The sequence below is a fragment of the uncultured Nisaea sp. genome, from assembly GCF_963974195.1.
Lineage (GTDB): Bacteria > Pseudomonadota > Alphaproteobacteria > Thalassobaculales > Thalassobaculaceae > Nisaea.
On sequence record NZ_CAXBDC010000052.1, the window covers coordinates 19,502 to 32,019 of the forward strand.

Genomic DNA, 12,518 nt, shown 5'->3' on the forward strand with positions numbered 1-12,518 from the left:
TCTGCCAGTTTGGCCAAAAAGCTATTAGATAATCAATCCTGGTGAAAACCCAGTCCTTTGAATTTTCTGTGAGATCGGGTACACGAGCAGGAAGGCATATCGCAGATGCCGATTGGGGCCAGGTTCGCAAATCCATGAGCGCACTATTATCCATTCGGAAGCTGACCAAGCGTTTCGGTTCGATCACGGCCGTTGACGGCCTGGAGTTCGAGGTTGGGCGCGGAGAGGTTCTGGGCTTCCTCGGTCCGAACGGGGCCGGCAAATCCACCACCATGAAAATGATTTCGGGTTTCCTGGCGCCGACAGCCGGAACCGCGCTTGTCGCCGGGCATGATGTCCGGCAGGCGCCGCAGGCGGTGAAGGCCGCGATCGGCTACCTGCCCGAGGGCGCGCCGGCCTATCCGGACATGACGCCGCTGTCCTTTCTCTGCTTCGTCGCGCGGATTCGCGGCATTGCCGAGAAAGACGTGGCGGACGCCGTCGAGCGGGTGATCGTGCAGACCCGTCTGGCGGATGTGGTCATGCAGCCGATAGAAACCCTGTCCAAGGGCTTCAAACGCCGGGTCGGTCTGGCGCAGGCGCTGGTCCACGATCCGGAAGTGCTGATCCTGGACGAGCCGACGGACGGTCTCGATCCGAACCAGAAGCACGAGGTGCGTGGTCTGATCCAGGGCATGGCGGCGGAGAAATGCATCATTGTCTCCACCCATATTCTGGAAGAGGTCGACGCGGTCTGTACCCGGGCCATGATCATTGCCCGGGGCCGTGTACTGGCGGATGGCACGCCCGCGGATCTGAAGGCGCGTTCCGGCTCCGCCAGCTTGGATGATTATTTCCGCGAGGTCACGGGCCATGCGTAATATCGGTCTGATCTTCCGGCGTGAATTCGCCGCCTATTTCGCCACGCCGCTGGCCTATATCTTCATCGTCATTTTTCTGGTCATGGCCGGAACGATGACGTTCTTCGTCGGCGGGTTTCTCGCCCGCGACCAGGCGGATCTGCAGCCTTTCTTCGGCTTTCACCCGTGGCTCTATCTGTTTCTGGTACCGGCCCTGTCCATGCGGCTCTGGGCCGAGGATCGCAGGCTCGGCACCATCGAGCTCCTGCTGACCCTGCCGATCACCATGGTCGAGGCCGTGCTCGGAAAGTTTCTGGCGGCCTGGGCCTTTACCGGTGTCGCGCTGGTTCTGACCTTCCCGCTCTGGATCAGCGTCAATTATCTCGGCAACCCGGATAATGGCGTCATCGTCGCGTCCTACCTCGGCAGCTATCTGATGGCAGGCGCCTATATGGCCATCGGCTCGCTGATCTCGGCGATGACCAAGAACCAGGTGATCGCCTTTGTTGTAACGGCGGCGGTCTGCTTCCTCTTTACCGTGGCGGGCTCACCGATCCTGCTGAACTATTTCGAGAACTGGGCGCCGGGCGAGCTGGTCCAGACCATCGCCAGCTTCGGCTTCATGACGCATTTTCAGGCTATCCAGCGCGGTGTGATCGATCTGCGCGACCTGATCTTCTTCGGCTCCGCGATTGTCATCGCGCTGACCGCGAATGCCTATGTCATCGACTGGAAGAAGGCGGAATAGGATGAGCGCGCCCTCTGACATGACCTCCCCGGCCCCAACCGCCTCCGCCGGGCCCCGCAGCAGCTTTTTCACGCAGGGACGCCTGGCTGTCGCAGCCCTGTTCCTGCTGCTGACGCTTTTCCTGGCGCTGAACGTGCTGTCCTCGGCCCTGTTCACCTCGACCAGGCTCGACCTGACCGAGGAAAGGCTCTTTTCGCTCTCTGACGGGACCGAAGAGCTGCTTGAGAGCATCGTGGAGCCGGTCACCCTGAAGTTCTATTATTCGGAGGCACTGGGACGGGAGGTTCCGTTCTACGGCATTTATGCCGGACGGGTGCGGGATCTGCTTGGCGAATACGCCGCCCGGTCAGACGGCAAGGTCCGCGTCGAGATTTACGATCCGGCGCCTTTCACGGAGCTTGAAGACCGCGCCGTGGCGGACGGGCTGCAGCAGATACCGTTGCAGGAAGGCGGGGAGCAGGTGTTCTTCGGCCTCTCCGGCACCAATCTGACCGACGATCTCGAAGTCATCCCGTTTCTGCAGCCGGAGCGGGAAACTTTCCTCGAATATGATATCTCGCGCCTGATCTACGCTCTTGCGAAACCGAAGCGCACAGTGCTCGGCATCGTCACCAGCCTGCCGATGCAGGGCACGGTGCGGATGAACGCCATGGGGCAGCAGACGCCGGTGGCGCCGTATATCATCGCGGACCAGATCGGCGCGACCTACGAGACCCGGTACCTGAACGCGGATTTCGACAAGATCCCGGACGACGTTACCGTGCTGATGCTGGCCCATACCGCCGAGCTTGGGCCGCGCGCGCAGTTCGCCATCGACCAGTTCCTGCTTGGCGGCGGCAAGGCGCTGATCTTCGTTGATCCCTATGCCGAGTCCGAAGCTGGCCAGGCCCAGTTCTTTGGCCAGACAACCCCGGAAAGCAGCACTCTCGCGACCCTGTTTGATCATTGGGGCGTGATCTACGACCCGACCCGGATCGCGGCCGACCGGATGACCGCGCGCAAGGTGCAGCCGGGCGAGGGCCGGAGGCCGGTGGATTACGTGGCCTGGCTGGAACTCAAGGGCAGTAATATCGACCAATCCTCACCGATCACGACGAATGTGGACACGCTGGCCGTTGCCAGTGCGGGACATATCGCGCTGGCGGAGGATGCGGTGGTGACGATGACGCCCCTGATCTCGACCTCGCTCGGCTCGGCCGAGCTGGATGTCGGACAGGTGAAGGGCATGCGCTCCCCGGAAGCCCTGTTGCGCAGCTATCAGCCCGGCCCGGAAGCGCTGGTCGTCGCCGCGCGCCTGACTGCGGACAGTGTCACGACGGCGTTCCCCGACGGCCCGCCGGAAAAGGCGGTGAAGGAAGGCGAAGACGCGCCGAGTGCGGAAGATGACGCCGCCTACAAGGCGAAGTTCCCGCAGGTCTTGACGAAATCGACCGCGCCGCTCGATGTGATCGTCGTTGCCGACAGCGATGTGCTGGCAGACCGGTTCTGGGTCCGGGTGCAGCAGTTCTTCGGCCGCCGGGTGCCGGTGCCGGTGTCGGGCAATGGCGACTTCGTGCTGAACAGCCTCGATGCCCTGTCCGGCAGCAGCACGCTTCTGGGCCTGCGCGGCCGGGGCTCCACCTCCCGTCCGTTCGAGGTGCTGGAGCAGATCGAGCGTGAGGCGGAGAAGCAATACGCCGCCCGCGAAGAGCAGTTGCAAAAGACCCTGGCGGAAACACAGCAGCGGTTTGACGCGCTGCGGCGCGGCATGCCGGACGGCTCGGCCGCCATTGTGACCGAGCAGGAACAGGCAGAGATCGAGGGATACCGGCAGGAGATCCTCCGGATACGCGGTGAGCTGCGTGCCGTGCAGCGTTCGGTCCGGGAGGATGTCGACCGGCTGGAGACAGAGCTCTGGTTCTACAATATCGCTTTGGTGCCGATCCTGATTACGATCCTGGCGCTTATCCTTGCCTTCTGGCGCAGTCTGCGCCGCCGGCGCCGTCATGCGTCCGTGGCCGCCGGTTAGGGAGAGACCGATGCTGAGCTTGCGTTCGCTGGGAATTCTGGCCTCTGTCACTGGAGCGGTGCTCTTGGCTGCGGTGCTTGCCGTTCTCTGGCGCCATGATGCGACGATCTCCGTGCTGGACAACGCCCCGGCTTTTCCGGGTTTGGAGCAGCAGATCCCGGATATCGCCCGGGTCGAGATGTCCTGGAACAAGGATGGCGCGGTCGAGCAGGTCAGTATCGTCCGGGAGGACGGGACCTGGCGCATTGCGGAACAGGGCGGCTATCCGGCGGACACGGGCCGGGTCCGGGATTTCATTCTCTCGCTGGCGGAGTTGACGCTGGTCGAGGCGAAGACGGCCGATCCGGCACGCTATGCCCGGCTCGGCGTCTCCGATGTGACGGAAGCAGGCTCCGGGGCGACCCGGGTGCGGCTGCTCGGCCGGGGCGGCGACGCCATTGTCGATGCGCTGATCGGAAGTGACCGGACGAGCGGTAGCGGCGGTGCGATGCTCTATCTGCGGCAGAACAAGGATGCCCGCTCATGGCTCGCGCATGGTCAGGTCGATGATGTGCATCGCGTGGCTTCGTGGACGGATGAGGCAGTGGTGGATATCGGCGCCGACCGGATCCAGGAGATCCATCTGACGAGCCCGAGCGGCGAGGTGCTGGAAGTCCGCCGCATGGATGACAGCGAGAAGCCGTTCAAGCTGATGAATATGCCGGAAGGCCGGCAACTGGCGACGTTCTACACAGTGAACGAGATCACGGACGGCCTGTCGGAGCTGAAATTCGAGAATGTCCGGGCGATGCAGGGCATGACTTTCGAGCCGTCCCTTGGCAACGCGATTTATCAGACCAGAAGCGGCCTCACCGTGATCGTCGATTTCGCGGAAGTTCCGGGCGCCGACGGTGTCATGGAAACCTGGACGCATTTCTCGATCAATGTCGCCCCGGACGCGACGGAAGAAGCCAAATCCTTTGCCGCCGCCAATGTGGAGCGGCTCTCAAGCTGGGCCTACCGGCTGTCCGACAGCCGTTTGCAGAGACTCCGCCACAGCATGGAATCGGCAACGAAACCGGCCACGGAAGGCTGAACCTGCCTGACTGCCCTGTCAGCCCGGGAGCAGGGGCCAGGTATCGCCGACCCGGTAGCCACCGGGCCAGGGATCTGTCGGATCCAGCAGATACTGGAAATTCCCGGTAATCCAGGCACTGCCGGTGATCGAGGGAATGATCGCCGCCAGCCCGCCGATTTCGGTCTCTTCCTCGATCCGGCCGGTGAAGGTCGAGTCGATGATGGAGCGGGCGGTGAGCCGGTCCCCGACCTGCATGCGGCCCGTGGCCCGGAGCAGGGCCATGCGGGCGGAAAGAGCCGTTCCGGTTGGCGACCGATCGATCTTGCCGGGCTCGATGGCGACGGCATGCCGGGTCTCAAGCCCTTTGGCGCTGTCTGTCAGGCCGCCTGCGAAGAGGCAAAAGGAGATGTGCCGCCAGTCCGGGTTCGTCGGGTGGCTGAAACCGAGTTGTTCCGTCGCCGCGCGGGTCAGCCTGGCTCCGAGATCCGCGAGAGCGCGGCCTTCGTCCGGCCGGATGCTAAAGCCGAGGGCATCCGCGTCGACGATGACGAAACTGTCGCCGCCATAGGCAGTCGATACCGTCAGCGTGCCATACTCTTCCACCTCCAGCGGCACGTCGATGGCGGCGGCGAAGGAGGGATGGTTGCGCACCGTGATGCTTTCCGCCTTGCCGTCCCGGCACTGCGCCTCGACCGCGACCAGACCGCCGGGCGCCTCCAGCATGAAGCGGGTCACGGGCTCTTCCATCGGCACGATGCCGGTCTCCAGCAGGACGGTGGAAACGCAGATGGAGTTGGAGCCGGACATGGGCGGGGTATGCACCGGCTCCATGATGATCCAGCCCATGGCCGCGCGCGGATCTTTCGGCGGCACCAGCAGGTTCACATGCCGGAAGACGCCGCCGCGCGGCTCGTTCAGTATGAAATCCCGGAGCGTTCCGTCTTTGGCGATCCAGCGGGCCTGCTCCCAGATCGTGTCGCCCGGCGGTGGTGTGACCCCGCCGACAATGACATCGCCAACCTCGCCCGCGGCGTGGCATCCGACCACATGGATCTGTTTGGTGCTTCTCATGGAACTTTCCCGTCCCCACGCTATTTCACTTCAGTAGCGTATGACGATGCCAGGTCAGGCAACAGGTCTGCTTGAACAGGCGAGACGATGCCTGCACTCTGGAAACCAGCCGCGTGTCCAGCCTGCCGCGTTTAATGACGGCCAGAAAGCAGAGATGAGCAAAGCCTTCGTCAAAGAGAACGACAGCGACTTCGAGGAAGAGGACGAGATCCCCGATCCCTCCCCGAAAGGCGTCAAGAACTACATCACCCCGCGCGGCTTCAAGGCGCTGCAGGATGAGCTGAAGCACTTGCGCCGGGAAGAGCGTCCGAAGGTCGTTGAGATTGTGTCCTGGGCCGCCGGAAACGGCGACCGCTCGGAGAACGGCGATTACATCTACGGCAAGAAGCGGCTGCGCGAGATTGACCGCCGCATGCGGTTTCTTCTGAAGCGGCTGGAAGCATCGGAAATTGTCGATCCGCTGCAGCAGCCGAACAAGGATCAGGTGTTTTTCGGTGCGACCGTGACCTATGCGGATGAAGAAGACAAAGAGCGCACGGTGCGCATTGTCGGTATCGATGAGGCGGACCTTGAGCGTGGCGAGGTGAGCTGGATCGCGCCGATTGCCCGGGCCTTGCTGAAAGCGGAAATCGGCGACGTGGTCGAGGTGCGCACGCCGCGTGGCCCGCAATCCGTCGAGGTGACGAACATATCCTACGAGAGCAAATAGCCGGGATGCCGATGCTCCCGCTGCCGAAACCGCCGCCCAGGGAACGGACCGCCGAGGGAAAGCTGCGCCGGGTCGGTGTCGAGCTGGAATTCGCCGGGCTCTCTGTCGACCGGACCGTGGAGCTTCTGCAGGATGCGTTTGGCGGCAAGGCGGAAAAAATAGACGCTCACCGCACCCTGTTGCATCACGAAGAATGGGGCGAGACGACCGTCGAGCTGGATCTCCAGTATGTGCATGACAATGCAGGCCGGGAGGATGACCCGGACGGCTCCGGCACATTGTTCGGCGATCTCGAGCTGCCGGAAGGTTGGCGCGGCCCGCTCGGCGAGGCCCTGACCGGTCTGGTGCCGGTGGAGATCGTATTCCCGCCGATCCCCTGGTCCCGTCTGGGTGACCTCGACGACGTGTTCTCGCTCCTGCGCCGGCATGGCGCCCTCGGCACCCGCGAAAGCGCGCTTTACGCCTTCGGGCTGCATCTGAATGTCGAGGTCGCGACCGGTGCGCCGGAAGAAATCCTGCATGTCCTGCAGGCCTACCTGCTGCGGTCCGAAAGCCTGAGGGATGCCGTCGCGGTGGATATCACCCGCCGCATTCTGCCGCACACCGCGCATTTCCCGGAAAGCTATGCCCGGAAGATCCTTGCCGCCGATTATCCGGCGGATCTCGAAACGATGATCGACGATTACCTGCTGATGAACCCGACCCGGAACCGGGAGCTCGACATGCTGCCGCTGTTCGCGCATCTGGCGCCGGACCAGGTGCGGAGCCGGACGAAGGACGTTCTGATCAAACCGCGCCCGACCTATCATTACCGGCTGCCGAACGCCGATCTTGGCGATCCTTCCTGGTCCGCGATAACCGAATGGAACCGCTGGGTCACGGTGGAGGAGCTGGCGGCGGATCCTTCGCGGCTTGAAGAAGCCATCGCCGGTTTCCGCGCGGCGACGGAAGCCAGTTTTCCGGGACGTTTGCGCCGCCTGTTCGGTGTCGAATGAGCGGTACGTCATCACGCCCGCTGATCGGGATTTCCACCTCAAGCAAATCCGGTTTGATTCCACTGTCCTTTCACCGGTTCGCGATCTGGCGTGCCGGCGGGCGCAGCGTGCGGCTTGGCCCGGACCGGCCGCTCGATGCGGATGCGCTGGACGGCGTGATCATCGGCGGCGGCAGCGATCTGGCGCCGACGCTCTATGGCGGCGAGGTGGCGATAGAAGAGGGCATCGACCCGGAACGGGACGCCTTCGAACTCGCCCTGCTGGATCACTTCCGGGACGGCAAGCGGCCTGTGCTCGGCATCTGCCGGGGGGCACAGATCCTGAACGTGTTTTTCAGCGGCACCCTGCACAGCGAGATTTCCGAGGCCTATCCCGGTGCCCGCGCCCGCCGGACGCCGCTTCCGGTGAAGCGGATCGAGATCGATGTCGGCTCGCGCCTGCATGAGATGCTGGGCGTCAGCTGGTGCCGGGTGAACAGCATCCATCACCAGTCCGTGGATGAGCTTGGCTACGGGCTGAAAGTTTCCGCGCGTGACCGGCGGGGCATGGTGCAGGGGATCGAAAGCGAAGGCGACCGGTTGTTTTTCGGCGTGCAGTGGCACCCGGAATTCCTGGTATTCAACCGGGCGCAACAGCGCCTCTACCGCGCCCTGATCCGTGCCGCCTCTCGGAAAGAATAGTCCCGCTTTCTTGCCGATTGCGGTTGCGGCTCGTTCCGGGGCGCCCGCTGGTCAGGCCCGGCCCGGCCCGGTACTTTCGTATACAATTATGAAAACAAGGGAGGAGGACCCCAATGGATCTGGATCAACTTTTTGAACAAGGCATGGAAACCCGCAAGAAGGTGCTCGGCAACGAATATGTCGAGAACAGCTTCAACAATGCGGACGAGTTCTCGATGATCCTGCAGAAGTTCGTCACCACCCACGCCTGGGGCGCCTGCTGGGGCCGGGACGGGCTGGAGCTGAAGACCCGTTCCATGCTGAACCTCGCCATGCTGGCGGCGATGGGCCGGGAACATGAACTGCGCCTGCATCTGCTCGGCGCGCTGAACAATGGCGTGACCAAGAACGAGATGGCGGAAATCTTCATCCAGGTCGCGACCTATGCCGGCTTTCCGGCCGCTGTCACCGCGTTCAAGGTGGCCCGCGAAGTCTTCAAAGAGCAGGGAGTCTGAGCGATGGCTTCCGACAACAAACCGGTCGTCGGCTGGATCGGCCTCGGCATGATGGGCTGGCCGATGGCCCGGCACATGGTCGAGGCGGGCTATGATGTCCGCGTCTTCGATCTGCGCTCTGAGACCTCCCAGCGCTTCGCAGGTGAGATTGGCGGCGAGGTGGCGCCCACGCTGGAAGCGCTTGGCGCGGCATCGGATATCGTCGTCACCATGGTGCCGGACGGCAAGGCCGCCCGCATGGCCCTGATCGACGGCGCCGACAATGCCTCCAAGGGCATGAAGAAAGGCGCCGTGGCCATCGATATGAGCTCGTCGGAGCCGACCGGTACGGTCGCGCTTGGCGCGGCTTTGAAGGAAAAGGGCATCTCGCTGTGCGATGCGCCGGTCTCCGGCGGCACCTGGCGGGCCGAGGAAGGCTCGCTCGCCATCATGCTCGGCGGCGCGGATGACGCGGCGCTGGATGCGGCCGAGGGGATCATGGAGCCGATGAGCCGGGTGGTCATCCGCACCGGCCCGCTTGGCTCCGGTCATGCCATGAAGTGCCTGAACAACTATCTCTCGGCCATTGCACTCAGTGCCACCAACGAGGCCATTCTGGTCGGCGCCAAGTTCGGCCTCGACCCGAGCGTGATGATCGACGTCATCAATGTCTCGACCGGCCGCAGCAACAATTCCGAGACCAAGTTCAAACCGTCGGTGCTGACCCGCAAGTTCGACGCCGGTTTTGCAACGGCCCTGATGACCAAGGATGTCGGTATTGCCGCTGGGCTCGCCGAAAGCCAGGGTCAGGACATGCCGATCCTGAAACTGCTGACCGGCATCTGGGGTGAGTTCAACGAAGCCCATCCGGGCAGCGACCATTCCGCCTCGATCCAGTATTGGGAAGAGCGGAATGGCGAGAAGCTGGAGCCGACGAAGGGCTGACTATCTCGCGAGTAGAGCCCGGCTTCACTGGGTTCCTGCTGTCGCAGGAATGACGATCCTTTTTAAGCCGTCATCCTCGCGCATGCGGGGACCCAGCGATCATCGGGCTGATTTCGTGAAGGCCTTGCCATTCTTCCGCCGCATCCCTTCCGGAACATTGTGTCTGCACACAGTAAAGGGAGGGTGCGCATGATCCGGATTTTCGTTGTCATCGGATTGCTGATGTTGTGTCTGCTGCCAGGCACATCACCCGCGGCAGGCCCGGTTGATACGGTCATCGCCGGGATCAGGGCCGAATGCGCGGCGATCGACAATGGTGTCCTGACGGTGGAGACGGGAGCGGTTCGCTCGATGGATCTTACCGGCGACGGCAAGCAGGACGCGGTGATCGACGGGCAGGACCTCAGTTGCTCCAGCTCCCATACGCTGTTCTGCGGCGGCACCGGCGGGTGCCGCCTGTTTCTGATGGCGGGGGGCACCGTGACCGAGGAGATGTCGAAGGGCTGGACGCTGGCCCGGCTCGGACAGATGCCGGTGGTGCTATTGCAGGTGCACGGATCCGAATGCGGCGGCACCAATCTGCGGCGTTGCGTGAAGGCGCTGGTCTGGTCGGATGGCGCGTTCAGGGCTGCCGGAGATCAGACCGGACGTCCGAAGAAGCAGACATAACCGTCCGGATCGGCGATTTCGAATCCCCGCAACCCGTCATCGGTGTCGGCGAGAGGCTCCTTGAAGGCGACGCCGCGTCCTTTCAGCTCTTCCGCGAGCAGATCCGGCTCCGCAACATGCACGAATGTGTCCCACCGGGCCCATTCATGCCGGACCGGGTTCGGAAGGGGCGGGACCGTCCCGTCGATCGACTTGACCATGATCTGTGCCTGGCCACGTCCGACAATGGCGAATTGCGGATCGCTTTCCGGTGCCATGAAACGGCATTCGAACCCCATTTTCTCCAGATAATGCTCCAGGGAGATGGACAGATTCCCGACAATGAAAAAGGGCGTGCATGGCCCCAGGCTTGCAGGTTCAGGCATACTGGTTCCTCCGGGGATCTTTGCTGAAATGTGCATCCATTCAGGGAATTTATGAAAATGACATGCATTATCAAGAAATGATTTTCATTCCGAAGGAGCCGGCGCGGACTTCGCAGGGCGGACTCTCCTTGCATTCCGCCCCCATCTGCCGATATAGATCCGCCCGGAAGGCTGGGACGGACGAGCGTCTCGCCAATCCGGTCAGGTCCGGAAGGAAGCAGCCGTAACGAGTTTTAGCTCGGGTCGCTTCCCAGTCTTCCACCTCTCCCCTATGATCCCCCGCATGGACGATCAGACACCTTCCGAGATCATTGATGACCCCGCAGGCGACGTTGCTGCGCCGCCGGCCGAATACCGTGTGCTCGCGCGGAAATACCGGCCGCAGACGCTTGATGACCTGAAAGGTCAGGACGCGCTTGTCCGCACCTTGCGGAACGCGCTGGCCTCGGGCCGTCTGGCTCATGCCTTCGTGCTGACCGGCGTGCGCGGGGTCGGCAAGACGACGACGGCGCGGATCATCGCCAAGGGTCTCAACTGCATCGGGCCGGACGGCACAGGCGGTCCGACCGTGACGCCCTGCGGCGTATGCGATCCCTGCCGGTCGATCACCGAGGACCGGCATGTCGACGTGATGGAGATGGATGCGGCCTCGCGTACCGGCGTGGACGATATCCGCGAGATCATCGACGGGGTGCGCTACAAGCCGGTTTCCGCCCGTTACAAAGTCTACATCATCGATGAAGTGCACATGCTCTCCCGCAACGCCTTCAATGCGTTGCTGAAAACGCTGGAAGAGCCGCCGGAGCATGTGAAATTCATCTTTGCGACCACCGAGATCCGCAAGGTGCCGATCACCGTGCTGTCGCGCTGCCAGCGATTCGATCTGCGCCGATTCGATGTGTCCGAGCTGATGGAGCTGTTCGGCACCATCTGCGGCAAGGAAGGCGTCGAGGCGGATGACGAGGCCCTGGCGCTGATTTCCCGCGCCGCCGACGGCTCTGCCCGCGACGGTCTCTCTATTCTCGATCAGGCGATGGCGCTGTCGGACGGCAGGATCACGGCGGCCCAGGTGCAGGACATGCTTGGCCTTGCCGACCGGGCGCTGGTCTTCGATCTGTTCGAGAAAATGATGGGCGGCAAGGTTGCCGAGGCGCTGGGCGATGTTCGCTCCATGTATGCCTCCGGCGCCGATCCCGTGGTGATGCTGCAGGATCTGCTGGATCTGACGCACCTGATCACACGGCTGAAGACCGCCCGCGAATCGGCACTGGAAGGCGCTTCCGAGCTGGAACGGACACGCGGTGTTTCCTTCGCGGACCAGCTCACGCTGCCGGTTCTGGCCCGGACCTGGCAGATGCTGCTGAAGGGTCTCGGTGAGGTGCAGGGCGCGCCCTCGACGCTGGCCGCGCTCGAGATGGTGCTGATCCGGCTGGCCTATACGGCCGACCTGCCGCCACCGGGAGATCTGGTAAAGGCGATCAAGGCGGGAAAACCTGACGCGGCTCCGGGACGCCAACCGGCGGCCGCGCAAAACCAGACGGCGACAGAGAACGAACGAACTCCGGCACCGGTCGCAATGGTGCCAAAGCCAGCCGCTGCTCCGGTGTCTGCTACGCGTCCAGCCCCGTCGCCAGCCCCGTCGCCAGCCCCGCCGCCAGCCCAGGCAGAACCCGCGGGCCCTGCCATTCCCGAGACTTTCGAAGCCGTGGTCGCGCTCTTCGAAGAGCATCGCGAGGCGCTGCTGCACGCACAGCTCAGTCGCTCGGTGCGGCCGGTTTCCGCCGAGGCGGGACGGCTGGAAATCGTGCTCGATCCCGGCGCGCCGGACAGTTTGCCGGGCCAGGTTGCATCCCTGCTGAAGCAATGGACCGGCATTCCCTGGACCGTCGAGGCGAATGATGCGGTGCCGGGCGACGAGGACATTCACACCCTGGCGGAGCGCAAGGCGAATGCCGAGGC

The 12,518-nt window shown here is 63.4% G+C and carries 13 protein-coding genes and 1 other RNA gene; 12 read left to right on the forward strand and 2 right to left on the reverse strand.

Going from position 1 to position 12,518, the window contains the following annotated elements; all coding sequences use genetic code 11:
* Window positions 1–134 precede the first annotated feature (134 nt).
* The 4 genes from AAC126_RS12795 to AAC126_RS12810 are packed head-to-tail and all read left to right on the forward strand — an operon-like array spanning window position 135 to window position 4,670.
* Window positions 135–860, forward strand: a complete 726-nt coding sequence (locus AAC126_RS12795) for an ABC transporter ATP-binding protein (protein WP_339853917.1) — start codon at window positions 135–137, stop codon at window positions 858–860.
* On the forward strand, window positions 853–1,587 hold the full coding sequence (locus AAC126_RS12800; protein WP_339853918.1) for an ABC transporter permease subunit: 735 nt from the start codon (window positions 853–855) through the stop codon (window positions 1,585–1,587). Before AAC126_RS12795 ends, AAC126_RS12800 begins: the two co-directional genes overlap by 8 nt.
* A 1-nt stretch (window position 1,588) precedes the next feature.
* A complete protein-coding gene (locus tag AAC126_RS12805; RefSeq protein ID WP_339853920.1) occupies window positions 1,589–3,595 on the forward strand; it encodes a Gldg family protein in 2,007 nt (668 codons plus the stop codon).
* Between the two features lie 10 nt (window positions 3,596–3,605).
* On the forward strand, window positions 3,606–4,670 hold the full coding sequence (locus AAC126_RS12810) for a DUF4340 domain-containing protein (protein ID WP_339853921.1): 1,065 nt from the start codon (window positions 3,606–3,608) through the stop codon (window positions 4,668–4,670).
* An 18-nt stretch (window positions 4,671–4,688) separates the two neighbouring features.
* On the opposite strand, the gene AAC126_RS12815 is transcribed toward AAC126_RS12810, so the two are convergent.
* Window positions 4,689–5,723 (reverse strand): proline racemase family protein, encoded by a 1,035-nt coding sequence (locus tag AAC126_RS12815; RefSeq protein ID WP_339853923.1) that lies wholly within the window; start codon window positions 5,721–5,723, stop codon window positions 4,689–4,691.
* Between the two features lie 154 nt (window positions 5,724–5,877).
* Between AAC126_RS12815 and greB the strand changes: the two genes are divergently transcribed.
* The 6 genes from greB (at window position 5,878) to AAC126_RS12845 (ending at window position 10,194) form a co-directional block, all read left to right on the forward strand.
* Window positions 5,878–6,432 carry a transcription elongation factor GreB gene (gene greB / locus AAC126_RS12820; RefSeq protein ID WP_339853924.1) on the forward strand — a complete coding sequence of 185 codons (555 nt, stop codon included), beginning with the start codon at window positions 5,878–5,880 and terminating at the stop codon, window positions 6,430–6,432.
* A 5-nt stretch (window positions 6,433–6,437) separates the two neighbouring features.
* Window positions 6,438–7,427 carry an amidoligase family protein gene (locus tag AAC126_RS12825; RefSeq protein WP_339853926.1) on the forward strand — a complete coding sequence of 330 codons (990 nt, stop codon included), beginning with the start codon at window positions 6,438–6,440 and terminating at the stop codon, window positions 7,425–7,427.
* On the forward strand, window positions 7,424–8,107 hold the full coding sequence (locus AAC126_RS12830; protein WP_339853928.1) for a gamma-glutamyl-gamma-aminobutyrate hydrolase family protein: 684 nt from the start codon (window positions 7,424–7,426) through the stop codon (window positions 8,105–8,107). The genes AAC126_RS12825 and AAC126_RS12830 overlap by 4 nt, the downstream gene beginning before the upstream one ends.
* 113 nt (window positions 8,108–8,220) lie before the next feature.
* Window positions 8,221–8,601, forward strand: coding sequence for a carboxymuconolactone decarboxylase family protein (locus AAC126_RS12835; protein WP_339853930.1), 381 nt, complete (start codon window positions 8,221–8,223; stop codon window positions 8,599–8,601).
* Window positions 8,602–8,604: 3 nt separating this feature from the next.
* Window positions 8,605–9,525, forward strand: coding sequence for an NAD(P)-dependent oxidoreductase (locus tag AAC126_RS12840; RefSeq protein WP_339853932.1), 921 nt, complete (start codon window positions 8,605–8,607; stop codon window positions 9,523–9,525).
* A gap of 189 nt (window positions 9,526–9,714) precedes the next feature.
* On the forward strand, window positions 9,715–10,194 hold the full coding sequence (locus AAC126_RS12845) for a hypothetical protein (protein WP_339853934.1): 480 nt from the start codon (window positions 9,715–9,717) through the stop codon (window positions 10,192–10,194).
* Here AAC126_RS12845 and AAC126_RS12850 read toward each other — a convergent pair.
* Window positions 10,164–10,559, reverse strand: a complete 396-nt coding sequence (locus AAC126_RS12850; RefSeq protein ID WP_339853936.1) for a VOC family protein — start codon at window positions 10,557–10,559, stop codon at window positions 10,164–10,166. The two genes, AAC126_RS12845 and AAC126_RS12850, sit on opposite strands and share 31 nt — an antisense overlap.
* Window positions 10,560–10,724: 165 nt before the next feature.
* Between AAC126_RS12850 and ffs the strand changes: the two genes are divergently transcribed.
* Window positions 10,725–10,822: signal recognition particle sRNA small type (gene ffs / locus AAC126_RS12855), an RNA gene on the forward strand.
* Between the two features lie 20 nt (window positions 10,823–10,842).
* Window positions 10,843–12,518, forward strand: a 1,676-nt coding sequence (locus AAC126_RS12860; protein WP_339853938.1) for a DNA polymerase III subunit gamma/tau, incomplete at its 3' end; no start/stop codon positions are given.